Consider the following 25409-nt stretch of genomic DNA (forward strand, 5'->3'; position numbering starts at 1 on the left):
ATCAGGCCGCGTGCGACTGGGTGGCGGTGATGGTGATGTCGTCGAGGGCGCTGGAGATCGTCTGCGAGGCGTTGGTCGCGGCGGCACCGTCGAAGGTCACGGTGACCGTGGCGGTGATGACGTTGTTGTTCGCGACCGTGGCCGGGAAGGTCGTCACCGGGACGGCGCCGATCTGGTAGGCCGCGTCCACGACGAGCTCACTGGTGAGGGCGTCCGCCTCGTCCCAGGTGGGCGTGGAGACGTCGAAGGTCGCCGCCAGGTGGGTGCCCGCAGCGGTGACGGTGAAGGTGCACACCTGGCTGAGCGAGTCGCCCGGGACCAGCTTCTGGGTGGTGAAGGCGGTGCCGCCGTCGAGCTTCCAGCCGGCGCAGGTCCCGGCGCTGAGCGCGAGGGTGCCGGACTCGATGTCGGCGCCGCCGACCGTGCCCTCGTCGTTCCAGTAGGCGAGGCTGCCGGCACCGCCGAGGAGGAGGGCACCGCCCGAGATCGCGGCCAGTGCGCCCTTGATGCTGTTGTGCATTACCTGTGCTCCAGTGGGGGGAGGCGCGGGCACCACCATTGGTGCCCGATCACCGATGCAGAGGTTTTCCTACAGAGCCTGCTCTTGCCCACGAAACCGGTCAGTAATGACTCGAAGCAACCAGTCAGGGTGGTCTAGACACTTTGTCTGGACCACGCGGACTAGCCCGTTCGGACTATCCGGTCGCTGGCCGATCGGCCAGGTTCACCAGCCGCGCTCGGCCAGCCGGTGCGGTTGCGGGATGTCCTCGACGTTGATGCCGACCATCGCCTCGCCGAGGCCGCGCGACACCTTGGCGACCACGTCGGGGTCGTCGTAGAAGGTGGTCGCCTTGACGATCGCCTCGGCACGCTGCTGAGGATTCCCGGACTTGAAGATGCCCGAGCCGACGAAGACACCCTCGGCGCCGAGCTGCATCATCATGGCCGCGTCGGCCGGGGTGGCGATGCCGCCGGCGGTGAAGAGGACGACGGGGAGCTTGCCGCGGACGGCGACCTCCTCGACCAGCTCGTACGGCGCCTGCAGCTCCTTGGCGGCGACGTACAGCTCGTCGGGCTCCAGCGCGCCGAGGCGGCGGATCTCCTGGCGGATGGTGCGCATGTGCGTCACCGCGTTGGAGACGTCACCCGTGCCGGCCTCGCCCTTGGAGCGGATCATGGCGGCACCCTCGGTGATCCTGCGCAGCGCCTCGCCCAGGTTGGTCGCGCCGCACACGAACGGGACGGTGTAGGCCCACTTGTCGATGTGGTTCGCGTAGTCGGCCGGGGTCAGCACCTCCGACTCGTCGATGTAGTCGACGCCCAGCGACTGCAGCACCTGGGCCTCGGCGAAGTGGCCGATCCGGGCCTTGGCCATCACCGGGATCGACACCGTCGCGATGATCGAGTCGATCATGTCGGGGTCGCTCATCCGGGAGACCCCGCCCTGGGCGCGGATGTCGGCAGGCACCCGCTCGAGCGCCATGACGGCCACCGCGCCGGCGTCCTCGGCGATCTTCGCCTGCTCGGCCGTGACGACGTCCATGATCACGCCGCCCTTGAGCATCTCGGCCATGCCGCGCTTCACCCGCGACGTGCCGCGGATCTCGGTGGTCTCGGTGGTCTCCTGGGTGGTGCCGTTCTCAGCCATGAGCGGCATCGTAGGACGCGCTCAGGCCGTCGTCTCCGCGAGGGCCTGCTGGCGGACGACCCAGATCCGCTGGACGACGGTGATCGTGCTCGCGGCGGCCAGGGCCCACAGGACGACGTACAGCAGGATCGGCAGGTCGAAGATCGCACTGAGGCCGGTCATCACCAGGATCGCGACCAGCCGGTCGGCCCGCTCCGCGATGCCGACCTTGGCGGTGTAGCCGAGGCCCTCGGCCTTCGCGCGGGCGTACGACGTGACCGCGCCCATCAGCAGGCAGACCAGGCAGAGCACGAGGTAGAGGGTGCTGTCACCGGGGCCGGCGAAGTAGAGCGACAGCCCGATGAAGATCGCACCGTCGCCGATCCGGTCGAGCGTCGAGTCCAGGAACGCCCCGAACTTGCTGCTCTTGCCCTGCGAGCGGGCCATGTAGCCGTCGATGAGGTCGCTGAAGACGAAGGCGGTGGCGACCAGCACTCCGGTCAGCAGCATCCCCTGCGGGAAGAAGACGAGGGCGCCGGCGCTGAGGCCGATGGTCCCGACCAGCGTGACGACGTCGGCGCTGACGCCGAGCCGGATCAGCAGGTGGGCGATCGGGGAGATGACCTTCGTCCAGAAGGCGCGGAAACGTTCCATCATGACGGGAGCAGGCTATCGGGCCGTGAGCGCTGCGCAGACTTCGGCGACCGCGGTGGGCGCGCCGGCGACGTACCACTCCTGGCCGGCGGCGCTCACCCGACGCGTCGCGCCGCCCGCCCCGCGGATGATCGCGGCCCCCGGCAGCTCGTCCCACGGCGGCACCGAGTGCTGGCACAGGACGTGCAGCCGGCCCTGCGCGACCGCCATCGCGTCCATCGTCCCGGACCCCAGCATCCGCACCGTCGCCGCACCGTTGGCCATCCTCCCGAACGCGTCGCCGACCTCGTCGCCGTAGAACGGCGGGTGCAGGTAGGTCGTCAGGCACGACTCGGCCAGCGACCGGTCGACGATCGGCGCGAACGGCACCCCGTCGGCGGTCGGGACCAGGTCGGGACCGCCGACGTACGTCGTGGCGCTCGCAGGGTGGTGAACAGCGCCCAGCAGGACGTCGTACTCGTCGCGCAGGGCGAGCGCCGAGCACCACCAGTCGAGGCCGGCGACGAAGTTGTAGGTGCCGTCGACCGGGTCGATGACCCAGGTGCGGCCGCTGCTGCCGGCGTGGTTGGTGCCCTCCTCGCCGAAGATCGAGTCGTCGGGCCGCTCGGCCCGCAGCCGCTCGACGATCAGCGTCTCGGCCGCCCGGTCGGCGGCGGTGACCAGGTCGGCCACGTTGGACTTCTGCTCGGCGTCGATGCCCCCGGAGCGCATCCGCTGGGCGAGGCGACCGGCGTCGTGGACCAGCTGGGCGGCGAGCTCGGTGTCGTCCATGGTGCGGCCAGGCTAGCGGGGCTCCCGGGTGCTCGGTGCAGGCGTACTGTCGCAGGACGGAGCCACTCAGGCTTCCTTCTCAGAGAGTCCCACCATGAGCGACAAGTCGCCGCGCCAGGGCATGACCAAGAAGACCGGCAAGTCCATCAAGGAGAAGCGCGCCGAGAAGCGCGACAAGGCGGCGGGGGCGTCGCCGATGGACGACCTCAGCCCGAAGAAGCGCTGAGCAGCTCTGCTCAGGCGGGCCAGGCGTCCACGAGCAGCCGGCGGGTCTCGCCGAGCAGCTCGGGGAGCGTCTTGGTCCGGCCGATGATCGGCATGAAGTTCTGGTCGCCCGGCCAACGGGGTACAACGTGCTGGTGGAGGTGGGCCGCGATGCCCGCTCCCGCCACGTGGCCCTGGTTCATCCCGATGTTGAAGCCACCGGCGGCCGAGACCGTGCGGACCACGCGCATCGCGGTGCGGGTGAGGTCGGCGATCTCGGCCGCCTCCTCGTCCGTGGTCTCGGTGTAGTCGGCGATGTGCCGGTAGGGGCAGACCATCAGGTGGCCGGGCGCGTAGGGGTAGAGGTTCATCACCACGAAGGCCAGCGCGCCCCGGTGCACGACCAGGCCCTCGTCGTCCGCGAGCTTCGGGATCCGGCAGAACGGGCACTCCCCCGACGACGCGTCCGACGGCTTGTTCTCACCGCGGATGTAGGCCATCCGGTGGGGCGTCCAGAGCCGGTCGAGCTCGTCGGGGTCACCGATGCCGTCCTGGTGCAGCGGCTCGTCGGGCTGGCTCATGGGACCACCCTAGGGTGAGCGCATGAGCGCTCCCACGCTGCGCCTCGGCACGCCCGCAGACGCTGCCGCGGTCGCCGTCATCTGGCACGCGGGTTGGCACGACGGACACGCCGGCCACGTCCCCGACGGCCTCACGGCCGCCCGCACACTGGCCGCGTTCCACGAGCGCGCCCCCCTCCGGGTCGACGACACCACCGTCGCGGTGGTCGGGGGCGCCGTCGCCGGGTTCGCGATGGTGACCGGCGACGAGGTGGAGCAGGTGTTCGTCGACGCCGCCCACCGCGGCTCGGGGGTGGCCGCGCTGCTGCTCGCCGAGGCGGAGCAACGGGTCGCGGCCGGCGGCCACACCGAGGCCTGGCTCGCGGTCGTCGAGGGCAACGCGCGGGCGCGCCGGTTCTACGAGAAGCGCGGCTGGCGCGACGGCGGCCCGTTGCCGTACGAGGTCACGGCGGGCGGCTCGTCGTACGTCTCGCCGTGCCGGAGGTACGTCAAGCGGCTGGACTGACCGTCAGGCCGCGCGGCGCCTCTTGAGGACCCACATCGCGACCGTCCAGAGCGTCGCGACCACGATCGAGTTGTCGACGTTGTCGCGCAGCGCGGTCGTGAGGCTGTCGCCGAAGGCGACGTCCAGCAGGCTGGTGAGCACCAGGAAGCCGACCGCGAACAGCACCCCGGACACCAGCAGGACACCGAGGCTGGACCGGCCGGGTGCGTCGTCGCTCATGCGACCACCCTAGGACGTCGCAGGTCGGGCCCTCCGGCGGGCGCGCAGCTCGCTGAGGCCGAGGCTGAGGCTCCACACGAACGCGAAGCCGACGGCGACCGAGACGTTGCCCCCCGCCGCGGCCCCGAAGCCCTCGTCGAACAGCAGGACGTCGCCGAGCGTCACCACCAGAGCGAAGCCGGCCCCAGAAGGAGACCGACGAACGGGAGCCACGCGAGGCTCCTGCTCCCGCCACCGGACGTCATGGCAGCGACACTAGGGGAATCCGGGCGCGCCCATGGCCCTTCGGGCTGTGGCCGTCAGGGCTGCGGGGTGGTGCCGGTGTGGTCGCGTCTGAAGGTGAGTCCGTTCGGACTTCGCCAGATGAACGTGGTGTCGTCGACCTTGTCGTAGCGCCACCTGGTGTGCGTTTTCGCGCGGTGATGTCGTCGGCAGAGCGGTGCGATGTTGCAGTCGCACGTGCTGCCGCCGTTGGACGCTGGGTAGGTGTGGTCGTGGTCGCAGGATCTGGCGCGGCGTCGGCACCAGGGGAAGACGCAGGAGTGCTGGAGCAGGGCCTGGCGCTCCTTGAGCCGGTCGGGGACTTCGTAGGCATCGACGTGGACGTGACCGGCGAGGTCGATGACGGGCTTGATGACGACCTGGCTGTCGCCGTCCTGGCACCAGCCCTTGACCTGCTCCACCGAGATCAGGGTGCGGGTGTTCTCGACGCGGGCGATGGCGGCGTCGGCGAGGTGCACGTGCACGACGACCTGACGGGGCCGCTTCCGGTCGAAGTCCGGTTCGGCGTTGAGGTCGAGGGTGAGCTGGCGTCGGGCGAGGTCACCCACGGCGATGGACCGGCGGGCGTCGAGGGAGAGGTCGTTGGCGATGGTGGCGAGGTGGGTGGCGCCGCGGGTGATGGCGTCTTCGAGGTCGAGTGCGTCGACGAGGTCGAGGGTGCCGCGGACTTCGACGTGGCCGTCGTAGGAGACCTGCTGGGTCTCGATGTCGAAGTGCCGTACCTCGGCCGCGTCCCGGGCGCGCTGGGCGGCCGTCTCGGGGTCGAAGCGGATCCGGGCTTCTTCGATGGTGCGGTCGAGCTGGGCGATGGAGATCTTGTGCGCGGTCGCGGCGACGTGAAGGTCGACGAACTCGGCGCCGTCGAGTGGGAGGTCGATGGTCTCCGCGGCGATGCGTCGGGCCTTCCACACCGGCAGGTCGAGGGACTGGACCCGTTCGTAGATGCGTGGGAGGCGGTGGGCGAGCTCGACGGCGTGGCCGAGGTAGATCCGACCGGAGTCCGACGACAGGCCCAGTGCGGCGGAGAACTCCAGGACCGAGAACTCGGCGATGAGTGGCGCTCCGGGGCCGGCGATGGCCATCTCGTCCTCGCAGCCGGGGATCCAGACGGCTGCGGCGTCGTGGAGGGAGTCGGTGGAGTGCATGCCGGCCCAGGTGACGGCGGCGGCGAGTTGGTCGGCCTCGGCCCGGAGCTGGACAGAGCGTCGGGCGCGGACGAAGGCGAGCACCGCGGGTGTGGTGTCGTAGTCGTCGAGGTCCCGAGTGGCCATACCCCTATGATACTCGAACACATTGTCGAATGCGAGGGTTGTCAACAGCCTTGTTCGAACGGTCGACCCGAAGGGACCGAAAGCCAGAAGCAGCCTGGTGATGGCCCTTGATCACCGCGGACGGTGAGCCCCCTTCTTTCTGTAAATGTCTTCGAACCGGCCTGGTGCCCCGTGCAGACGCCACGGCAGAGGCCGACCTACCGGAGGTTGCTTGTTGGCTGCGGGGGTCTCGACGGGCGTTCAGGACTTCGTCCTTCACTGCTCGACCACCGGCGGGTCCACCGAAGGGCCCCCGGAGGCGGCAGGGGTCGACCCCACACGACGTCGCCTGCTGGCTGCGGCGGCGGCTACGACGTGCAGGAGGTGGCGGCGAAGTCGGTGAGGGCCTGGACGTTGGCGCTGTCGGCGACCGTCGAGCCGGCGTCGGCGGTGGTGATGTCGTCGACAGTGCTCGTCGGGCCGAGGGTCTGGACGAGCTCGTCCAGGTAGCCCATCCCCGCTCGGACCGCGGGCTCGACCGTAGCGAGCGTCATCGTCCCGGCTGCGGCGCTCGCCCGCTGCTGAAGGGTCCCGACCGCCTCCGCGGAGGGCTTCGTGGCGAGGGCGGCAAGTGCCTCCTGGAACGAGCGGTAGCCGGCGCACACGTCCTCGATCCCCGGAGGTTCCGGAACGGCCCGGGGCCCGGGGGCGTCGTCGCGGGAGGCGGCGGTGAGCAGGCCGACCGCGACCACGATCGCGGTGGCGATCGGGGCGGTGAGCCGTCGGCGCAGGGCGTCGTTCACTCGTAGGTCCCGTCGGGCGCGGCGGTGGGGGTGACGGCGGAGGCGGCGACGGCGGGCGGCGACTCCTCGGTCGCCCCAGTGCCGGGGACGTGTGTCCCCTCGACCTCGACCCATTGGTCGCGCGACGGGCGCGGAGAGTCCTGGACCTGCACCCGGAAGGGGCGGGCGTCCGCGGCGCAGCAGCCGATCGCCATCCGGGTCACGAACCAGTCGTCGCTGCCGTCGCCGTAGCTGACGAAGCCGGTCAGCTCGACCGGTTGGCCGTGGAGCGACGAGCCGCCGTCCTGGGCCCGCCAGATGAACTCGTCGAGCGGCACCGGGACCACCTGCGCGGCGTCCAGGGCGGTCATCTCGTCGGGACGGCTCACGACGGCGCTCTCGCCACCCTGTCGCTCGGCGAGGAACGAACCGAGCTCGGGCGGGCTCACGACGAACGCGACGACCACCGGGAGCGCGAGGAACCAGGTCACGCGCGGTACGCCGTGCCCGCCATGGTCGTGCCCGTCGTGGTCGTGCCCCTCGTCGTCCTCCGGCTCGTGGGCCGCGAGCAGCGGACCCAGGGCCATGGCGAGGAGCAACACCCCGCAGACCACCAGCGGCCAGCGCATCCATCCGGTGACGTAGCGCAGGTGGTCGCCGCTGAGCGCCAGCTGGAGCAGCACGGTGCCGAGCAGCGCGAGCAGCAGGCCCTGGGTCCCCCGCCTCACAGCAGCCACCAGCCGACGAGGGCGGCGCAGGCGACGGCCGTCGCCACCACCACCGGGACGAACTGACGGGCGAACGCCGAACCGAAGGCGCCGACCTCCATCGAGGCGAGCTTGACGTCCATCGCCGGGCCGACGACGAGGAAGGCGAGCTTGGCGGTGTCGGAGAACGCGGTGAAGCTGGCCGCGACGAAGGCGTCGGACTCCGAGCACAGCGCCACCACGAAGGCGAACAGCGCGAGCGTGAGGACCCCGACCACGGCCTGGCCGGCGACGGTGTCGACGATCGAGCGCGGCACGAAGGTGTTGACGGCGGCGGCGATGCCCGCGCCGATCACCAGGAAGCCGGATGCGTGCAGGAAGTCGTGACGAGCGGTCGCGAGGAACCGCTGGCCGGTGCCCAGTCCCTCGCCGAGTCCCTGGCGCCGGATGGTCATCGGGAGCCGGCTACCGCGGGCCAGGCACCACCAACCGACCAGGACGGCGGTCAGCAGCGAGGCGACGAACCGCGCCACCACCATGCTCGGCTGCCCGGGGAACGCCACCGCGGTGGAGACCAGGACCGCGGGGTTCACCGCGGGCGCGGCGAGCAGGAAGGTGAGCGCGACGGCGGGCGCAACTCCGCGGCGCATCAGGCTTGCCGTGATCGGCACCGCCGCGCACTCGCAGCCGGGGAGTCCGATCCCCGCGACGCCGGCGACCGGGACGGCGAGGACCGAGCGCTGCGGGAGGACCCGGGCCAGCACTCGCTCCGAGAGCAGGATCGAGATGGCGGCCGAGAGCAGGACGCCGAGCACGAGGAACGGGGTCGACTGCACGACGATCGCCAGGAAGACGGTGCTCCACGTCGCCAGCTGAGGGCCGTCCAGGGCGGGCGCCAGCCAGGTGCCGGCGACGAAGAGGGCCACCAGGGCGCCCGCCACCAGCTCGACCTGGTGGTCGCGACCGGCTCGCCGCATCCGGTCGCGCGGACGCGCAGCAGTCGTCGTGGCCACGTGGCCCCTCCCTCTCACGGACAACGGGCGTCATCATCCCGTCCGCGGTCACCGCCTGTCCCGGTGGTCGTGCGCTTGAGACCAACCTCACCGGCGGGAACGACTCACCCCAGGTGGGGTCGACGCCACCACGTGCTGCAGGCCTACCGGCGCGGGCTGACCCGCGGTCGGTAGACCTCCAGGCCCAACCAGCCCGCCAGCTCCTCGATCTCGGCGTCGACCGCCTCTCGGACGGGTGCCGGGAACGGCTCGTCCTCGTGGACCGCGTCGACGCGGAGCACGCCCTGGTCACGCTCGGCCGTGGCGTCCAGCTTCCCGACGAGTCGGTCGCCGTACAGGATCGGGAGCGCCCAGTAGCCCCACCTCCGCTTGGCGGCCGGCTTGAACATCTCCAGCTGGTAGTCGAACTCGAACAGCTCGGTGGTGCGCCGCCGGTCGATGACCAGCCGGTCGAGCGGCGAGAGGAGGGCGCAGCGACCCGTGAACGCCCGGTCGAGGTACGACGGGTCGACCCGCCACTCCCCCTTCACGCCCTCGACCACGGCAGGCTCCCCCGCGGCGCCGACGTCGTTCGGCTCGACCGGGTGCACCGGCGCCTTGGCCCGGGCGATGCCGAGCCCCGCGAGCCGCCGCCGGTCCCGCTCGGCGCGTGCGTCGTCGGCGGACGGGACCGGCTCGTCGGGATAGATCCGCGAGGCGAGGTCCCAGAGCACGTCGCGCCCGTCCCGGCCGGCCCGGGCGACCTCGCCGCGCTCGACCATCAGCCCGACGAGCATCTTGACGTTCTTGTCGTTGTTCCAGCCGCTGGAGCGCCACGGCACCTCGCAGGTGTCGGGCAGGTCGCGCAGCGGGAGCGGCCCGTCCTGACGCAGCAGCTCGAGGACGTCGCGGCGACAGCCGTCGTTGGCCGCGACCCAGTCGCGCAGGCCCTCCTGCCAGTCCTCCAGCGTCCCGGTGCCGGGCCACTGCGCCATCTCCGCCCGGAACAGCGCGAGGTCCGCGGCGGGGCGGGCCAGCCCATACAGGTCCAGCAGGGTCAGGTCCTCCAGCGCCTCCACCAGCTCGCCCGGTCGGTACGACGACCCGAGCCGGCTCCACAGCACCAGGTCGGCGCTCGGGACGACCGGCGCCGCCGGGTCGAGCTGGACGAAGGTCAGGTGGCGCACGACGTCCACGAGGTCGGTCGGCCGGGGCAGGTCAAGCAGCTGCGCCCGTACGGCGACCCGGCGCGCGTCCGTCCGCGAGAGCCGGTGCATCAGCGCCGTCCCCGCAGCTCGATGCTGATCTGCTCGGCGTCGAGCACGGCCAGCGCGGACTCGAGGGCCTCGCTGGAGTAGAGCCCGTCCGAGCGGGCCCGGAGCAGCTCCTCGCGCATCGCGACCAGGACGGCGATGCGCAGCTCGCGGTGCTGGTCGAGGGCGTCGGGGGTCGCGTCCTGGGCGGCGACCGGCTGCGCGGCGGCCCAGCCCTGCATCCGCTCCAGCAGCGCGGCGTCGTACGGCGTGCCGTCGGGGCGGACCAGCGCCGGGTCGCGGAGCAGGCGGTCGCCGGCGGCGGCCAGCTCGCGGATCAGCTCGTCGCGGTCGTCGTCGGGCTCCGGGCCGGACACCAGCCCGAGCCGTCGTACGACGAGGGGCAGCGTGCCACCCTGCACCACGAGCGTCCCCGCGGCGACGACGAACGCCACCAGGACCAGCAGCGACCGCTCGGGGGTGTCGGCGGGCAGGGTCTGGGCGGCCGCGAGCGTGACGACGCCGCGCATCCCGGCCCACACCAGCACCGTGCCCTCGCGCCACCCGACCGGCGAGCCGGCCAGGTAGTCGATGTCGGCGAGCCCGCGCCGCAGCCGGGTCCGGAACATCTCCGTACGGCGCTCGGAGGCCTGGAGTCGGGGTGGTCGATGCGCCCCTGGATCTGGGCGATCCGCTCGCGCACGGCCTCCCCGCGCCCGGCTCGACGGCCCAGCGCCACCAGCAGGGGTACGACGTACGCCGCCCGGACGGCCACCACGATCGCGGCCGCGACCGCCCCGACCCACACCGCGGTCCCGAGCCCGCCACCCGACTCGTCGAGGTCCTCGACGAGCCCGTAGAGCTCCAGGCCCATCAGCAGGAAGACGCCGCCCTCCAGGAGCAGCTCGACGGTGCGCCAGTTCTGCTCCTCGGCCCGACGGTGCGCGGGCTCCAGGTAGCGCGGCGCGGAGTGGCCGGTGTGCAGCCCCGCGGCGACGGCGGCGACCAGGCCGGAGCCGCCGAGGTGCTCGACGGGCAGGTACGCCGCGAACGGGACCACGAACGAGATCGCCGTGTTGACCGCCGGGTCGGTGACCCGCGCCCGCACCAGCAGGTTGAGGCGGCCGACCAGCAGGCCGACCAGGACGGCGATCGCGACGGCGTACACGAAGTCGCCGACGACGCCCCACACGGACACCGAGACCGACGTGGCCGCGATGGCCGAGCGCAGCAGGACCAGCGCGGTCGCGTCGTTGAGCAGGCTCTCGCCCTCGAGCACGGTGACCACCCGGGACGGGGCGCCGAGCCGCTTGACGATCGAGGTCGCGACGGCGTCGGTCGGACTGATGATCGCGCCGAGCGCGATGCCGGTGGCCAGCTCGACGCCGGGGACGACGGCCGCGATGAACAGCCCGACCAGCAGCGAGCTGATCACCACCAGCACGACTGACAGGGACCCGATGGTCCCGAAGTCGCGCCGGAAGTCCATCGCCGGCATCGACACCGACGCGGAGTACAGCAGCGGCGGCAGCACCCCCATCAGGATCCACTCGGGGTCGATCTCGACCGGCGGCACGAACGGCAGCAGGCTGACGACCACGCCGGTGGCGACCAGCAGCAGGGGCGCGGCCACCCCGAGGCGCGCGGCGACGGCGCTGACGCCGGCGATGGCCAGCACCGCCAGCAGTCCGATCACGGCGACGTCCACGGGAGCTCCCTTCGAGGCTCAGTACTGGTGGAACCAGCGGCCCAGGTCGGTCTCGATGCCCGGGCAGGTGACGTTCTGGTCGCGCCCGGCCTCCACCCACTGGCCGAGCACCGGCGCCCCACCCTGGATCGACCAGTCCGGGCCGCAACGGTCCAGCGCCTCCGCGCGCGACGTCTGGCCGGCGGCACGCCACTCGGGCAGGCCGAGCGCGAGGTCACCGACGACGCCCTTCCACAACGCCGGCGTCGAGTAGACGCCGACCTCGTAGCCGGCGTCGGCATAGGCGCGTACGGCGCCCTCGACGACCGCGCCGTTGGCCTCGAGGTCGCTCCCCCAGTCGAAGTCCGGCACCGGCTCGACGTCGACCCACACGACGGGCGACCCGAGGCCCGCACGACGTATGGTCGCGACGTTGGCGATCGCCTGCTGGTAGCCCGCGTTGGCGAGCGCGCCGAGGTCGGTGCCGCCGTCGTACGGGCCGTCGGTGCCGTGCTCGGCGACCTGGGCGGCGTCCGGCAGGCTCGCCACGGCGTACGCCGCCGCCAGCAGGCCGCGCTCGCGCACCCAGGCGACCTGGTCGGCCAGGCACGGGTTCTCGGTGAAGCCGGGACCGTTGGTGAGGCCGAGGATCACGTACTCGGCCTCCGGGAGCGGCATCGGCGAGCCCTGGGTGGGGCGCTCGGGGATGCCCATGCCCTTCGGGCACTGCGGCCAGCTGGCGTCGGCGCCCAGCACCGGCTCCCCCGCCGCCCGCGCCGTCGGGGTCGCACTCGCGGACGGGAGCGCCGCGGCCTGCTGCTCGGCCAGCTCGGCGAGCGCCCGCAGCCGCGACGTCTGCTCGTCCTGGACCGGCTCGACGACCGAGGTCGGCCGAGCCGACGGCGGTACGACGGCCTCCGGGGCCGACGAGGACGACGACCCGTCGGACGCGCAGCCCGCGAGCAGCAGCGCAGCCACGGTCACGAGGACCTCAGCGCTCCGCGCACGCGGATGATGTCTCGACACGCTCACGCGACCTCGTGCCTCGGTCGCGTCGCTCGCTCGACCTGACCGAGCCCACGCGGGCCGTTCGTGCCTCACGGCCCGCTGCTCGATCAGACCTGCTCGCGCGAGGCGACCGCGTCGACGACCCGCTGGATCGCCTCGGCGACCGGGACGCCGTTGTCCTGGCGGCCGTCGCGGTAGCGGAACGACACCGCCCCGGCCTCGACGTCCTCGCCGCCGGCGATCAGCATGAACGGCACCTTCTGCAGCTGCGCGTTGCGGATCTTCTTCTGCATCCGGTCGTCGGAGTCGTCGACCTCGACCCGCAGGCCGGCGGCGCGCATCTGCTTCGCGACGTCGTACAGGTAGTCGGAGAAGGTGTCGGCGACCGGGATCGCCTGCACCTGGACCGGCGCGAGCCACGGAGGGAAGGCGCCGGCGTAGTGCTCGACGAGGACGCCGAAGAACCGCTCCAGCGAGCCGAACTTGGCCGAGTGGATCATCACCGGCTGGTGCTTCTGGCCGTCGGCGCCGTTGTACTCGAGCTCGAAGCCCTTGGGCTGGTTGAAGTCGTACTGGATGGTCGACATCTGCCACGTCCGGCCGATGGCGTCCTTGGCCTGCACCGAGATCTTCGGACCGTAGAACGCCGCCCCGCCCGGGTCGGGGACCAGGTCGAGGCCGGACGCGACCGCCACGTCCTCCAGCACCTTGGTCGCGACCGCCCAGTCCTCGTCGGAGCCGACGAACTTGTCGGGCTTCGAGTCGTCGCGGGTCGACAGCTCCAGGTAGAAGTCGTCGATCCCGAAGTCGCGGAGCAGGCCCAGCACGAAGTCGAGCAGGTGCTGGATCTCGCCGGGCGCCTGCTCGGGGGTGACGTAGGAGTGCGAGTCGTCCTGGGTCAGGCCGCGCACGCGGGTCAGGCCGTGCACCACGCCGGACTTCTCGTAGCGGTAGACCGAGCCGAACTCGAACAGCCGCAGCGGCAGCTCCCGGTAGGAGCGCCCGCGCGAGCGGTAGATCAGGTTGTGCATCGGGCAGTTCATCGGCTTGATCATGTAGTTCGAGCCTTCGAACTCCATGGGCGGGAACATGGTGTCCGCGTAGTACGGCAGGTGCCCCGAGGTGTAGAAGAGCTGGTCCTTGGTGATGTGGGGCGTGCCGACGTAGGAGAAGCCCTCCTCGATGTGGCGCTGACGGACGTAGTCCTCCATGACCCGCTTGATCACGCCGCCCTTGGGGTGGAAGACCACCAGGCCGGAGCCGATCTCGTCGGGGAAGCTGAACAGGTCGAGCTCGCGGCCCAGCTTGCGGTGGTCGCGCCGCTCGGCCTCCTCGATCCGGTGCAGGTGCTCCTCGAGCGCCTCCTTGGACTCCCACGCGGTGCCGTAGATGCGCTGCAGCATCTTGTTCTTCTCGTCACCACGCCAGTACGCCGCGGCGCTCCGCATCAGCTTGAACGCCGGGATCCGCTTGGTGGTCGGCAGGTGCGGGCCGCGGCACAGGTCGCTCCACGCGACGTCGCCGTTGCGGCGGACGTTGTCGTAGATGGTCAGCTCGCCGGCCCCGACCTCGACGCTCGCGCCCTCGGTGTTGTCGGCGCCCGCGCCGCCCTTGAGACCGATCAGCTCGATCTTGTAGGGCTCGTCCTGCAGCTCGTCGATCGCGTCGGCGTCGGTGGTGACCCGGCGCTCGAAGCGCTGGCCCTCCTTGATGATCTTCCGCATCGCGGTCTCGATCTTCGCGAGGTCCTCGGGCACGAACGGGGTCTCGACGTCGAAGTCGTAGTAGAAGCCGTCGGTGACCGGCGGGCCGATGCCGAGCTTGGCCTCCGGGAACAGCTGCTGGACGGCCTGCGCCATCACGTGCGCGGTCGAGTGCCGCAGGATGTCGTGGCCGTCCTTGCTGGCCATCTCGACGCCCTCGACGACGTCGCCGTCGGCCAGGACGTACGACAGGTCCTTCAGGGAACTCTCGCCGGTCGAGCCTGTCGAGACCCGGGCCGCGATGACGTCCGCGTTGTCGGCGAAGAGCTCCCAGGCCTTGGTGCCCGTCGTGGTCGCCCGGTCCTCACGCGCGTCTGCGGTGACGATGACGACCTTGATGTCGGACACGAGGAGCTCCTTGGTGGAACGGAAAAGCGGACCCACCGATCGTATCGGTGGGTCCGCCCTCGTCTCGCCCCGGTTTAGGCGCGGGCGCCCTTCGCCTGCGCCAGCGCCTCGCGGAACGCCTCCGCCCCCGCGGGCTTGCCCGCCTTGGGCGGCCAGGTCCCGTCGGAGTCCTCGACGTACGGACCGCCGTACGCCGGCTGGTCGCGCTCGAAGCGCCAGCTGTCCGCGAGCGGGCCCGCGTCGTACGCGTCGAAGCCGATCTCGTCGACCAGGGTGGACACCGTCTGCTTGGCCCCGTCGTCGTCGCCGGCGATCAGGAGCACGCTGCGCTCGGCGTCGCCGGCCGGGCGGGCCAGGCTGGCGATGAAGTCGGAGTAGATGTTGTTGAACGCCTTGACGACCTTCGACTCGGGCAGGTGCGCCTGCAGGAGCTCGGAGGTCGTGGTCCGCTCCTCGTCCAGCTCGGCGATGCGACCGTCGCGCTCGAAGTAGTAGTTGTTGGTGTCGATCACGACCTTGCCGCGCAGCGGCTCGACCGGCACCTGCCGGTAGTTCTTCAGCGGGATCGTCACGACGACGATCTCACCGGCCTCCGCCGCCTCCGCCGCGGTGGCCGCCCGGGCCCGCGGGCCGAGCTCCCCCACCAGGTCCTGCAGGGTCTCCGGGCCCCGACTGTTGCTGAGCACGACGTCGTGCCCCGCCGTGGTCAGAGCGCGCGCGAGCGCGCCGCCGATGTTGCCGCTTCCGATCAGTCCGATGGTGGTCATGACCGGTCCAACCCGGAGACGGTCTCCGGTGTTCCCGGGTCGGGTCAGAGCCGCTGGATGCGGACCCGGCCGACCCGGCCGAGCGGGGACGCGCAGGCGTCCTCCCAGGTGGCTACCACTCCCCCGCTGCAGGCGCGGTAGCCGTTCTCGTAGCCGCGCGGGCGGCCGCGGAAGCGCAGGTAGCAGTCGTCCTCGCAGGTGATCCCCCGGATGACGAAGCGGCCCTGCTTATCCGTGACGTCGATGTCGGCGGGGCTCAGACCCTGGGTGCCGCCGGCCACCCGCACACCGCGGACCGGCCGCTTCGTCCGTGCGTCGACCAGCACCCCGCGCAGGTACGCCGGGTTGGCCCGCACCTTGCCCAGCTTCGTGCTCGGCCCCCAGGTCTGGGCGAGCTCGCTGGTCGGCTGGACGTAGCGGGGCGAGCCGCCGACGTACCCGCCCTGGTGACTGCCCGCGGCGACCTGGACGTAGTACTCGTCCTGCGGCGCCGCGCCGGCGTCGAGAGAGAAGGAGCCGTCGGCGGACGTCGTACCGGTATCGACGACGGCGCCCGGCTCCCCCGCGACGACCCGGCGCAGCCGCACCGTCATCCCGGCCACGCCGCCGCCCCCGTCGGTGGAGACCAGGCGGCCGGTCAACGGGTCCGCCGCCCGGCCGGGTGGCGCGACGGCGAGCACGAGGCCGAGGGCGGTGAGGAGGGCGAGCACGGAGCCGAGGAAGCGACGCATGGACCCATCGGACACGGCGAAGGGCCCGGGGCGACATGGTCACCCCGGGCCCTTCCCCATCAGCGTCAGAGGATGTAGAGCATCTCCTGGTACGTCGGCAGCGGCCACAGGTCGTCGGCCACGACGCCCTCGAGGCTGTCGGCGGCCGCCCGGACCTTGGCCATCGCCGGGATGACCGCGTCGCGGGTGAAGGTGGCCGCCTCCAGCGGGTCCTCCGGGTGGTCGTGCGCGACGGCGGAGCCGAGCTCGGCCAGGCCGGCCCGGAGCTCGCCGATCAGCGCGGTGACCGTCTCGAGGCTGGAGGCGTCGGCCTCGACGCCGGCCGCCTTCAGGGCGACGACGTTCTGGGCCAGCTCGGTCTGGTAGCGCAGCGCCGCCGGGAGGATCGTCGTGGTGCCGATCTCGAGCGAGAGGTTGGCCTCGACCGCGACGGCGAGGATGTACTGCTCGGCGCCGATCTCGAAGCGGCTGTGCGCCTCGTGCTCGGTGAAGACGCCGTACTTGCCGAAGAGCTCGATGGCCTCGGGCGAGATCAGCTCGGGCAGCGCGTCGACCGTCGTACGCAGGTTCTTCAGCCCGCGCTGCTCGGCCTCGACCGGCCACTCGTCGGAGTAGCCGTTGCCGTTGAAGATGACCGCGCCGTGGTCGGCGACGATCTCGGACAGCAGCGACTGCACGGCCTCGTTGAAGTCCGTGCCGGCCGCCACGGCCGACTCGAGGTACGACGCGCAGTGGTCGAGCGCCTCGGCCATGATCGTGTTGAGGATGACCATCGGGGCCGCGACGGTCTGGTTGGAGCCCGGGGCGCGGAACTCGAAGCGGTTGCCGGTGAAGGCGAACGGCGAGGTCCGGTTGCGGTCGCCGGCGTCCTTGGTGAGGTTCGGCAGGGTGTCGACGCCGATGGTCAGCGTCCCCTTCTCCTTGGAGCGGGTCGCGCCGCCCTTGGCGATCTGGTCGAAGACGTCGGCCAGCTGGTCGCCGAGGAAGATCGAGATGATCGCCGGCGGGGCCTCGTTGGCGCCGAGGCGGTGGTCGTTGGACGCAGAGGCGACCGAGACGCGCAGCAGGCCGCCGTACTTGTGCACGGCGCGGATGACCGCGGCGCAGAAGACGAGGAACTGGGCGTTGTCGTGCGGGGTGTCGCCGGGCACGAGCAGGCTGCCGAACTCGGAGTTGCCGAGCGAGAAGTTCACGTGCTTGCCGGAGCCGTTGACGCCGTCGAAGGGCTTCTCGTGGAAGAGGCACTCCATGCCGTGCTTCTTGGCGACGGCCTTGAAGGTCGTCATCAGCAGCTGCTGGTGGTCGGAGGCCTCGTTGGCCCGCTCGAACATCGGCGCGACCTCGAACTGGCCGGGGGCCACCTCGTTGTGCCGGGTCTTGGCCGGGATGCCGAGCTTGAAGAGCTCCCGCTCGGTGTCCATCATGAAGCCGAGCACGCGCTCGGGGATGGCGCCGAAGTAGTGGTCGTCGAACTCCTGGCCCTTCGGCGGCTTGGCGCCGAAGAGGGTACGACCGGCGTTCAGCAGGTCGGGCCGGGCCAGGAAGAAGTGGCTGTCGACCAGGAAGTACTCCTGCTCGGGGCCGCAGTAGGCCACCACGTTCTCGGGGTCGGTGTGACCGAAGAGGTTCAGCACCCGCTTGGCGTGCACGGCCATCGCCTGCTGCGAGCGCAGCACCGGCGTCTTGTGGTCGAGCGCCTCACCGGTCATCGAGATGAAGATGGTGGGGATGCAGAGGGTGTTGCCGTTGGGGTTCTCGAGGATGTACGCCGGGCTCATGACGTCCCAGCCGGTGTAGCCGCGGGCCTCGAAGGTGTTGCGCAGGCCGCCGTTGGGGAACGACGAGGCGTCCGGCTCGCCCTGGACCAGGGTCTTGCCCGAGAACGACGCGAGCGCCGTACCGTCGCCGACCGGGTCGAGGAAGCTGTCGTGCTTCTCGGCGGTCAGGCCGGTCAGCGGGTAGAAGACGTGCGCGTAGTGGGTCGCGCCCTTCTCCAGGGCCCAGTCCTTCATCGCGGAGGCGATGGCGTCGGCCACGTCGGGGTCGAGCGGGGTGGACTTCTCGATCGTGGAGAGCACCGACTTGTAGACGCTCTTAGGGAGGCGCTTCTGCATCACGGTGAGGCTGAAGACGTTCTGACCGAAGATCGAGCCGGGCTCCTCGCCCGGATCGAAGCTGACGGCGGGGGGCGTGTAGGCCTCGACGTCCTTGATCGCCTGCAGTCGAACAGCGTTTCCACTCATGGGCAGTTCCCCTACGTTGCGAGCCACATCTTCTCCGCGGCTGGTGGAGCCGAGACGAAGCGGAACCTAGCGAGCCGATGAGACGTCGTGGGTCGCCCGTGTTTCGCGCGTGTTAACTCCGGGCCGTGTGATGCAGGTCCCCCACCACAACGTCTGTGCTGACCGGGGTGCCGTCGCCGTGCGTTTCCACGTCGCCGACGTGGGTCACCATCCCGAGATGTTTCCCAAGAACGAGATCCCTCCGATGAGTTCGCCGAGCGAGCGTCGCGGGAGCGACGCATGAGCCGGCCGGTCGCCGAGCAGTTCGCCGCGGCCGTCGCGCGAGCCGCGGACGGCACGCCCTACGAGGTGACCCCGACCGCGACGGGCTTCGACGTCGGCGTGAACATCGTCGACGAGCAGTGGTACGGCGTCCTGAGCAAGTCCGGGCTGCGCAAGACGTTCGTCCACCACGTCGAGGTCCGCGACTCGGACCGGAGCTACTCCATCACCGACGAGTCACGAACCATCCGCTGGGTCGCGGGAGTCCCCCAGCTGACCGGGTCGGTCCAGATGCAGAAGGGCCGGATCATCGAGTTCGGTGCCGAGAAGGTGTGGGCGTTCGACGAGCACGGCAACTTCGGCGTTCAGGCCGACTATCGGTTCGGGTCACAGGAAGGCCGCGACCTGATCGAGGGTGTCGCGAAGCAGCTGGGCCTCGGCTCGCGTCGCGGGATGCACGAGAAGATCGGGATAGGCATGGCTCTGACCGTCGCGGTCGGCATCGTCGTCATGGGGGTCATCGGCGTCGCGCTGTGGTCGCTCGGCTATCGGTAGCAGGTTCCTGCGGCACGTCAGCCACGGATGGCCAGCGGAGGGGAATGCCTTTGGCCTTTGAAAAGACGCCCTTAACGACCTAGTACGAGAAGGCCGAACCGCTTATCACTAGTCAGCGGATTATCGGTGGCGATACTGGGTTCGAACCAGTACGACGTGTCCCTGACGGAACTGCGTGCTCACCTGCAATAATGGGCTCTCACCTGCGAATATGCAGAACAGTAGCGGGTTGCATGGTGGTGCACAAGTAATCACAGATGTACCTTCATTGGACACGTATTGGACACGAACGGTGGAGACGCAGTGCCAGAGAAGCGCTCGTTCGGGCAGATGACAAAGTTGCCCAGCGGCAGGATCCGGGCCCGCTACCTGGGCCCGGACGGGGTCAGGCACTCCGCGCCCTACACCTTCGAGACCAAGGCCGACGCCGAGGCCTGGCTGGTCGACGAGCGCCGGCTGCTCGCTACAGGCGCATGGCAGCCGCCCAAGGTCCGGGCCAAGGCAGCCAGCACCAAGTTGACCTTCGAGGTTTACGCCGAGAGCTGGCTGCGCGACCGGCCGCTGAAGCCGCTCAGTCGTCAGCACTACGGCCAGCTGCTGAACCGCTACCTCTACCCCACGTTCGGCCACCTCGGGTTGAAGGAGATCACTCCCGACTCTGTCCGAGCCTGGTACGCGCTGACCGGCACCAACACTCCGACCATTCGGGCCCACGCCTATGGCCTGATGCGCACCATCCTGGGGACCGCCGAACGGGACGAGCTCATCCCCCGCAACCCCTGCTACATCCGCGGCGCCGGCAACGCGACGCGCGTGCGCAAGGTCAAGCCCCTGACGCTTGCCGAGCTCGAGACTCTCGTCGCCGAGATGCCCGAGCAGCGGCAGCTCATGACCCTTCTGGCCGCCTGGTGTGCCATGCGATTCGGAGAGCTCGCCGAGTTACGACGAAAGGACATTGCCCTGTCCGACCAGATCGTCCGGGTGCGCCGCGCCGTCGTCCGCGTCGGGGGCGAGCACATAGTGCAGACTCCAAAGTCGGCTGCAGGGATTCGCGATATCGCGATCCCGCCCCACCTCATGCCCCTTGTGCGCGAGCACCTGAAGAAGCACGTCGGCACCGGCAAGGACGCCCTTCTCTTCCCAGGCGGAGAAGACGGAGGCCACCTCAACCCCTCGACTCTCTACGGCAAGGGGCCGGGCAAACGATCCAAGGGCTACGGCTTCTACGGTGCGCGCGCCGCCGCAGGCCGTGAAGACCTGCGCTGGCACGACCTCCGACATACCGGCGCCGTGCTCGCTGCCCAGACAGGCGCCACGCTGGCCGAGCTTATGGGCCGGCTTGGGCACTCAACCCCGGGTGCGGCCCTGAGGTACCAGCACGCAGCTCAGGGGCGTGACATGGAAATCGCCAAGCGACTCTCGGCGCTCATTCAGCCGGCTACTTCCTGAACTGCTCCAGGAGCTTGCCGATCAGGGTGATCTGCTCGCTCGAGAGGGTCGGGTCTTCCTTCGTGCCCCCGTTCGGGAAGATGTCGCGAAGGAAGATCGACTCGACCACCTTCTCGCGAGCCTCGATCTGCTTGACCTCGCTGAGATCGCGGACGAATGGGCCAAACGCAACGATGTTCAGTTCCAGATGGCGCGCCGTTTCTTCACGGCGCCTATGACGCGATGATTGGCTCGCCGCGTAGGTGGCGACTCCCCCGAACGCGACGCTGATGGCGAGTTTGCCAACGACCAGTTCCCATGCAGGGTCGTTGCTGTTTCCGAAGAACAGACTCAGTGCTGCAAGGCCAGCAAGGATGCCGAGCGCGATGGCAGCGCGACGCCAAGTATTAGCGGCCTTTGCTTGGTCCTTCGCTTCCTGACTGAAGGCGTTGGCGGTGCCAGCAGCCGCGAACGCCGCCGTTAGATCTTTCGCTTCGTCGACCTGCTGTTCGATCTGGGCGATCGCGCTCTCAGCGTCCTCGCGGCGAGCTTGGAAATCAACCTCTGCCTGCTCTACAAGGTCTCCCGACAACTCCCGGAATTCGATCGATCTCTTCTCTTGGGCCTCAGCGAACTGCTGCTGCTGCGAGCTGATCGCTTGACCCGCCCGGTCGATGGACTTGTTGAGTTGGTCATCGACGGTGGCGCGCTGGCGGTCTAATGCCGAAATTTCGGCGCCAAGGGTCGCGATTGCGGCCTCGAGCTCGCCGGTTCGCTCGCGAATAACCGCTTGGTGGTCGGAGTCCGCCACGTCGACCTGAAGGCGAAGCTCTTCGATGGCTTCCTTCGCCCGGTCAAGTTCCTGACTTAGCTGCGTGAGCTGCTGTCCGAAGGAGCGACGATAGGTGGACGCGGCTTGGGTTACCGCCTCGCGCCAGTCGCTGCCTTCGGTTCGAGGCCACTGGGCGAGTTGGTCCGCGACTTCATCGGCGGCCGCCGTGATGGCGTCCACGATCGTCATCGCGATCGATCCGGGGTTGTAGCCAACCCCGTCCTGCAGGGCGATCGATAGCCGCTCGATCGCGGCTTCGAGCAGCTTTGTGCGCGAGAGGGGAAGCAACCGGGCGTCGGCGGTACTGGTGATGGTGAGCGTGTGATCCAGCAACGCATAGACGCGATCGACGATGCCGTCATCGTTCTCGTCGATTGCTTGGAGGTTCTCGGGTGCCATCGAAACTAGGATGGCGCGCGCGCTTGCCACCCTCGTAGGGAAGTCAACCGCGCTTACGAGATCTGAGTAGTACACGGATGCCCCTGCGCCCCTCTCTAGGTCTGGCGAGTGCCCGAGCGCGAGTGTAGGACCACGCCGCGCGGCCGGTGGGTGATTTACATGATTTCGCGAGGGTCTACTCTTGTATTCACAAGAGAACACCGAGTCAGCATTCCGGTTGAGCGATGCAGGTGCGTGAGGCCCGATCGCGTTAGGTCACCGGAACTTCGAACGAACGTAAGCCGCGTGAGGTGGCTGCGGGCGCGGACGGCGTGAGGCCGAGCAGGACAGTCACTCCCAGATGGAGTCTGTCTTAGCTCGGCGTTTGTGTTTCTAGGAGCACGCGCCATGCGTAAAACCGCCACTCCCCCGCCTCCGACCCGTCGTCTCGTCGGCATCAACCAAGCGTCGGAGTACGCCGACGTCCATCCCATCACCATCCGCAGATGGGTCGCTGCCGGCCGCGTTCCCGCATATCGAGCCGGCCCGAGACTGCTCAAGATCGACCTGAACGAACTCGACGCCATGCTGCGTCCAATCCCGACCGCAGGCTGCGACGCATGAGCCGCCCCGTGCTCGAAGTCGAGTTTTGCGGTCCCGGCAGCCTAGTCCGCGGCTACGGCTCGCGCGCCCTTGTCGAGGCGGTCGCCGGCAAGCCGCCCGTCTGGATCTCACGCCTCCGTGGCTGGAGCTGCCAGGAGAAGACCGCTCGTAACGTCGTCGCGCTCGCCGAGACTCAGGGCTACGACGTGCTCATCACAGCCCAGCGGACCCGTAAGGCGCACCTGTTCGCAGTGCTGAGCGCCGCACCGCCGCCGCGTGCGCCGGTCAATCGGGACGGTGGCCTGTGGTGATCGAGTACGCAGACGCCGAGCTGGTGTCGTTCGTCGAGCACTTCCAGCACCGGGTTCTGCAGGACGCTCTCTCGCAGGCGACCGCTGGCCACTGGATCCGTCGCGCCGAGGAGTTCGAGGGCGCCAAGCCGGTTCTGGGCGGCACCCATGGGGATGCAACGCCGGCCGAGCTTGGAGCGAAGTGGCGGGAGCTCGACGCGATCGCCCGGGCCTGTCGAGGTCGCGCTCAGGTCTCGCTACTCGGTGGAGCGCTCGAGGTCACGGACGACGTTCAGCAGGCTCTCGACATCGCTCGGGTGGTCGCATGAGGCGGCGCACTGTGGAGGACTGGCGCCGCGAGGTGTTCCGGTCCCGGACGCTGAAGGACCACGCCAAGGTCGTCCTGCTCGACCTGGCGGATCAGATGCGCGCTGATCTGCGCGTGAGCGTCCCGCGGGAGACGATCGCCAAGAGGGTCGGGAAGTCTGAGCGGGGCGTCACGCGCAGCATTAGCGACGCTCATGAGGCTGGCTTCCTGGACACGGTGGTGAGTGGTCGCAAGTACGTGACAGCTGTCTATGCCGCGACGTTCCCCAGCGATCTCAGGGCGACACACGGTGTCCCGCTGAGAACCGAGGAAGAGGCCGCGGATGGCGTTCTCAGCGGGACGTTTTTTAGCCCGCTGAGAACAACCACAAGTGTCCCGCTGAGAACGCCGATTCAGGCGCTCAGCGGGACACACGCTGTCCCACCAATAGAAGAGCGGACCTGTCCGGTGGGTCCCACCGACCGCAACGTCGGCAGCAAGGAGAGGGCCGAGGGACACGTCGTCCGCTTCCCGGCTACCGGCTGTAGGTGGCACGAGCACCTGTGCCCCGACGACTGCGCTGACCACCCGGACAACCGAGAGGCGAGCGCATGATCGCCCCCGTCATCTCCCTTGCTGCCCGTCGGTCTCGACCCGAGCAGACCTGCACCTGCGTGCAGCACCGACTCTGGGATCTCTCGGACCGCGTGCGCGAGGCGTTGGCCGTCACCGAGGGTGAGTTGCTGGTGTCCCGCGAGACGCAAGCAGGCGTGCTCGAAGACGTGCTGGCCACGCTTGCCGAGGCGGTTTCCACCAGGACGGAGGCCGAGCGATGAGCCGACCCCGGGCCATGACCCCACCCGTTGATTGCAAGCCCTCTCTCGGCATAGGGCTCTTTCACACACAGAGCTCTCAGGGTCCCGGGGGAGGACCCCGAGACGTCGTCAGAGCCCTCTCTCGACATAGGGCTGGATCTCTCTCCGGACGTTTTTCCGCCATGCCCGCACGTGCTGCGCAGGGCGGTCTGGTGGGAGTGGTGGCCCGATGATCGTCGGCAACGACGGTCCGGCCGTCGTCATCAGCGCTCGCACCGCCGCGTGGCTGGAGCGGAACGCGAACCTTTCGGCACTTCGAGTGCGCGTTCGCGGGACCGACCCGGAGACCTCGGCACACCTCGAACAGATCCGCTATGCGGCCCTGTCATGGCGTGGTTCCGCTACCGGAACCGAGGCAGCGACGGAAGCGGAACCAGCCTCAGAGTCGGACATGTGGCTGAGCACGGTGGAGGCCGCCGACCTCGCTGGGATCACCTCGCGAGCCATCCGGAAGGCAATCGCCGAAGGACGGCTCGCATCGGTGGAGGTCGGCGGCCGACACCGAATCAGTCGCGAGGACCTCGAGCACTACAAGGCCGCACGAGCGGCGTGAAGGAGCACAAGACATGCCCGACATCCCGCAGAACATCCAGAACCAGGCGGCCCTGATCCAGGACCGGTTCAACGCGACCGTCACCGAGACCCGCGAAGACCCGGACCTGACGACCGACGCGAAGATGCGCCGGCTTGCCGGTGCCTGGGTGGATGCCGAGGCTCGGATGGGCACTCTGCGTCAGTCCTTCGAGGGCGGCTCGCAGCAGAGCGTCGAGAGCCTGACGAAGCAGGCGTTCGGTGCCACCGGAGCGTCGGGGGCGGACGCCATCAGCGTGCGGGACGCAGACGATCGCGCCTCCCGTCTCGAAGACGCCGATGAGGCGCTGAAGCTCCTTCGCCGGGCCGAGGGCAACGGCGACACCGTCCTCTCACGAGCTATCGCCCAGCATGCCTTCGGCCGACGAAACGACTTCTTCGGCGGTGACTGGGCAGGCGTCGTCGATGCCTACTCCGAGGCGCACCCGCAGGTCGCGTCGAAGATCTCCGAGCTCGCGAACCTGCGGAGCGAGAGCATCAAGAGCGGCTTCGCTGCCGCCTTCGTCTTCTCGATCCACAAGCCGAGCGAGCTGGATCGGATGGGGCTGCATGCGGCGCAGGCGATGGCGTCGAAGTGATGGCGATCGAAGATGCCGCCACGAACGGCATCGCCGCGGCCACTACTGCCATCGTGGCGCTTGCCGAAGGCCGAGACACGGACGCAGTCAACGTCCTGAACGCCTGCTCGCACGCCGATGCGGTCTGGGCCTCCGCCTACCTCTTGCAGTGCCTGAAGGAGTCCGTAGGCGCCAGCGTCGGTCATGACCCGCGGCGCATCGAGCTCGCTCTGAAGACCGCCGTCACCGGATCCGCCGAGGACGCGGTCATGACCACCGTCGACCTGATCGTGCACGAGGAGCATCGCCGCCTCTAACCGCCCTGCTCACCCCCTCACAACCTGACATCTCTCATTCG

At 69.8% G+C, this 25409-nt stretch carries 31 protein-coding genes and 2 pseudogenes; 12 read left to right on the forward strand and 21 right to left on the reverse strand.

From position 1 onward, the window contains the following. Position 1 precedes the first annotated feature (1 nt). From BLT76_RS19880 to BLT76_RS19895, 4 genes are all read right to left on the reverse strand, one after another. Entirely contained in the window at positions 2-520 is a 519-nt protein-coding gene (locus BLT76_RS19880) for an alternate-type signal peptide domain-containing protein (RefSeq protein ID WP_090860052.1), read from the reverse strand. 204 nt (positions 521-724) lie between these two features. Continuing rightward, the gene (gene pdxS, locus BLT76_RS19885; RefSeq protein ID WP_425287099.1) at positions 725-1657 is read right to left on the reverse strand and encodes a pyridoxal 5'-phosphate synthase lyase subunit PdxS; all 933 of its coding nucleotides are present in this window, start codon (positions 1655-1657) and stop codon (positions 725-727) included. Positions 1658-1669: 12 nt separating this feature from the next. After that, positions 1670-2284, reverse strand: a complete 615-nt coding sequence (pgsA, locus tag BLT76_RS19890) for a phosphatidylinositol phosphate synthase (protein ID WP_090860054.1) — start codon at positions 2282-2284, stop codon at positions 1670-1672. Between the two features lie 12 nt (positions 2285-2296). Beyond that, positions 2297-3052, reverse strand: coding sequence for an inositol monophosphatase family protein (locus BLT76_RS19895; RefSeq protein ID WP_090860055.1), 756 nt, complete (start codon positions 3050-3052; stop codon positions 2297-2299). A 94-nt stretch (positions 3053-3146) separates the two neighbouring features. On the opposite strand from BLT76_RS19895, the gene BLT76_RS26625 reads away from it, so the two are divergent. After that, the gene (locus tag BLT76_RS26625; protein WP_090860056.1) at positions 3147-3278 is read left to right on the forward strand and encodes a hypothetical protein; all 132 of its coding nucleotides are present in this window, start codon (positions 3147-3149) and stop codon (positions 3276-3278) included. 10 nt (positions 3279-3288) lie between these two features. Here BLT76_RS26625 and BLT76_RS19905 read toward each other — a convergent pair whose 3' ends face one another. Then, positions 3289-3837 (reverse strand): HIT family protein, encoded by a 549-nt coding sequence (locus BLT76_RS19905; protein WP_090860057.1) that lies wholly within the window; start codon positions 3835-3837, stop codon positions 3289-3291. 22 nt (positions 3838-3859) lie between these two features. On the opposite strand from BLT76_RS19905, the gene BLT76_RS19910 reads away from it, so the two are divergent. Then, a complete protein-coding gene (locus BLT76_RS19910) occupies positions 3860-4342 on the forward strand; it encodes a GNAT family N-acetyltransferase (protein ID WP_090860058.1) in 483 nt (160 codons plus the stop codon). A gap of 3 nt (positions 4343-4345) precedes the next feature. On the opposite strand, the gene BLT76_RS19915 is transcribed toward BLT76_RS19910, so the two are convergent. The 15 genes and pseudogenes from BLT76_RS19915 to BLT76_RS19970 form a co-directional block, all read right to left on the reverse strand. Next, complete coding sequence (locus BLT76_RS19915) at positions 4346-4561, reverse strand: hypothetical protein (protein WP_090860059.1); 216 nt, start codon at positions 4559-4561, stop codon at positions 4346-4348. A gap of 9 nt (positions 4562-4570) precedes the next feature. Next, positions 4571-4726, reverse strand: a complete 156-nt coding sequence (locus tag BLT76_RS25880; protein WP_170867165.1) for a hypothetical protein — start codon at positions 4724-4726, stop codon at positions 4571-4573. A 134-nt stretch (positions 4727-4860) separates the two neighbouring features. Continuing rightward, positions 4861-6114, reverse strand: a complete 1254-nt coding sequence (locus BLT76_RS19920; RefSeq protein WP_090860060.1) for an HNH endonuclease — start codon at positions 6112-6114, stop codon at positions 4861-4863. A gap of 347 nt (positions 6115-6461) precedes the next feature. Then, on the reverse strand, positions 6462-6896 hold the full coding sequence (locus tag BLT76_RS19925) for a hypothetical protein (RefSeq protein WP_090860061.1): 435 nt from the start codon (positions 6894-6896) through the stop codon (positions 6462-6464). Next, positions 6893-7603 (reverse strand): TIGR03943 family putative permease subunit, encoded by a 711-nt coding sequence (locus tag BLT76_RS19930; protein WP_211753093.1) that lies wholly within the window; start codon positions 7601-7603, stop codon positions 6893-6895. The genes BLT76_RS19925 and BLT76_RS19930 overlap by 4 nt, the downstream gene beginning before the upstream one ends. Beyond that, entirely contained in the window at positions 7600-8595 is a 996-nt protein-coding gene (locus BLT76_RS19935) for a permease (protein ID WP_244509500.1), read from the reverse strand. The genes BLT76_RS19930 and BLT76_RS19935 overlap by 4 nt, the downstream gene beginning before the upstream one ends. Positions 8596-8738: 143 nt before the next feature. Beyond that, positions 8739-9851 carry a DNA glycosylase AlkZ-like family protein gene (locus BLT76_RS19940; protein WP_090860064.1) on the reverse strand — a complete coding sequence of 371 codons (1113 nt, stop codon included), beginning with the start codon at positions 9849-9851 and terminating at the stop codon, positions 8739-8741. Then, positions 9851-10204, reverse strand: a complete 354-nt coding sequence (locus tag BLT76_RS26215; RefSeq protein ID WP_211753095.1) for a hypothetical protein — start codon at positions 10202-10204, stop codon at positions 9851-9853. The genes BLT76_RS19940 and BLT76_RS26215 overlap by 1 nt, the downstream gene beginning before the upstream one ends. A 72-nt stretch (positions 10205-10276) precedes the next feature. Next, positions 10277-10456: pseudogene (locus tag BLT76_RS26695) on the reverse strand (cation:proton antiporter); the annotation flags it as partial. Positions 10457-10617: 161 nt separating this feature from the next. Then, positions 10618-11535 (reverse strand): annotated as a pseudogene (locus tag BLT76_RS19945) (cation:proton antiporter); the annotation flags it as partial. Between the two features lie 18 nt (positions 11536-11553). Then, entirely contained in the window at positions 11554-12498 is a 945-nt protein-coding gene (locus tag BLT76_RS19950) for a glycoside hydrolase family 25 domain-containing protein (protein WP_244509501.1), read from the reverse strand. 131 nt (positions 12499-12629) lie between these two features. Continuing rightward, positions 12630-14633, reverse strand: coding sequence for a threonine--tRNA ligase (thrS, locus tag BLT76_RS19955; protein WP_090860065.1), 2004 nt, complete (start codon positions 14631-14633; stop codon positions 12630-12632). A 74-nt stretch (positions 14634-14707) separates the two neighbouring features. Next, complete coding sequence (locus BLT76_RS19960; protein WP_090860066.1) at positions 14708-15400, reverse strand: NADPH-dependent F420 reductase; 693 nt, start codon at positions 15398-15400, stop codon at positions 14708-14710. 44 nt (positions 15401-15444) lie between these two features. Next, positions 15445-16131, reverse strand: coding sequence for a hypothetical protein (locus tag BLT76_RS19965; RefSeq protein WP_090860067.1), 687 nt, complete (start codon positions 16129-16131; stop codon positions 15445-15447). A 65-nt stretch (positions 16132-16196) separates the two neighbouring features. Then, positions 16197-18374 (reverse strand): glutamine synthetase III family protein, encoded by a 2178-nt coding sequence (locus BLT76_RS19970; protein ID WP_090860068.1) that lies wholly within the window; start codon positions 18372-18374, stop codon positions 16197-16199. 279 nt (positions 18375-18653) lie between these two features. On the opposite strand from BLT76_RS19970, the gene BLT76_RS19975 reads away from it, so the two are divergent. Together BLT76_RS19975 and BLT76_RS19980 are read left to right on the forward strand one after the other, a co-directional pair. Next, on the forward strand, positions 18654-19190 hold the full coding sequence (locus BLT76_RS19975) for a hypothetical protein (protein ID WP_090860069.1): 537 nt from the start codon (positions 18654-18656) through the stop codon (positions 19188-19190). A 303-nt stretch (positions 19191-19493) separates the two neighbouring features. Continuing rightward, positions 19494-20639, forward strand: coding sequence for a tyrosine-type recombinase/integrase (locus BLT76_RS19980; protein WP_211753099.1), 1146 nt, complete (start codon positions 19494-19496; stop codon positions 20637-20639). On the opposite strand, the gene BLT76_RS19985 is transcribed toward BLT76_RS19980, so the two are convergent. Continuing rightward, entirely contained in the window at positions 20629-21849 is a 1221-nt protein-coding gene (locus BLT76_RS19985) for an AAA family ATPase (protein WP_090860070.1), read from the reverse strand. The genes BLT76_RS19980 and BLT76_RS19985 overlap by 11 nt on opposite strands. Positions 21850-22236: 387 nt before the next feature. Between BLT76_RS19985 and BLT76_RS19990 the strand changes: the two genes are divergently transcribed. From BLT76_RS19990 to BLT76_RS20025, 8 genes are all read left to right on the forward strand, one after another. Beyond that, the gene (locus BLT76_RS19990) at positions 22237-22452 is read left to right on the forward strand and encodes a helix-turn-helix domain-containing protein (RefSeq protein ID WP_090860071.1); all 216 of its coding nucleotides are present in this window, start codon (positions 22237-22239) and stop codon (positions 22450-22452) included. Continuing rightward, entirely contained in the window at positions 22449-22742 is a 294-nt protein-coding gene (locus BLT76_RS19995) for a hypothetical protein (protein WP_139175710.1), read from the forward strand. Before BLT76_RS19990 ends, BLT76_RS19995 begins: the two co-directional genes overlap by 4 nt. Then, positions 22736-23050 carry a hypothetical protein gene (locus BLT76_RS20000; protein ID WP_090860073.1) on the forward strand — a complete coding sequence of 105 codons (315 nt, stop codon included), beginning with the start codon at positions 22736-22738 and terminating at the stop codon, positions 23048-23050. The genes BLT76_RS19995 and BLT76_RS20000 overlap by 7 nt, the downstream gene beginning before the upstream one ends. An 11-nt stretch (positions 23051-23061) precedes the next feature. Further along, on the forward strand, positions 23062-23643 hold the full coding sequence (locus tag BLT76_RS20005) for a helix-turn-helix domain-containing protein (protein ID WP_090860074.1): 582 nt from the start codon (positions 23062-23064) through the stop codon (positions 23641-23643). Further along, a complete protein-coding gene (locus BLT76_RS20010; RefSeq protein WP_090860075.1) occupies positions 23640-23864 on the forward strand; it encodes a hypothetical protein in 225 nt (74 codons plus the stop codon). The genes BLT76_RS20005 and BLT76_RS20010 overlap by 4 nt, the downstream gene beginning before the upstream one ends. Before the next feature lie 208 nt (positions 23865-24072). Further along, positions 24073-24456 carry a helix-turn-helix domain-containing protein gene (locus tag BLT76_RS20015; RefSeq protein ID WP_090860076.1) on the forward strand — a complete coding sequence of 128 codons (384 nt, stop codon included), beginning with the start codon at positions 24073-24075 and terminating at the stop codon, positions 24454-24456. A 13-nt stretch (positions 24457-24469) separates the two neighbouring features. After that, positions 24470-25072, forward strand: coding sequence for a hypothetical protein (locus BLT76_RS20020; protein ID WP_090860077.1), 603 nt, complete (start codon positions 24470-24472; stop codon positions 25070-25072). Then, the gene (locus BLT76_RS20025; protein ID WP_139175712.1) at positions 25072-25368 is read left to right on the forward strand and encodes a hypothetical protein; all 297 of its coding nucleotides are present in this window, start codon (positions 25072-25074) and stop codon (positions 25366-25368) included. Before BLT76_RS20020 ends, BLT76_RS20025 begins: the two co-directional genes overlap by 1 nt. The last annotated feature ends 41 nt before the right edge of the window (positions 25369-25409 follow it).

It is taken from the genome of Nocardioides lianchengensis, assembly GCF_900101465.1.
In the GTDB taxonomy this organism is placed as follows: domain Bacteria; phylum Actinomycetota; class Actinomycetes; order Propionibacteriales; family Nocardioidaceae; genus Nocardioides; species Nocardioides lianchengensis.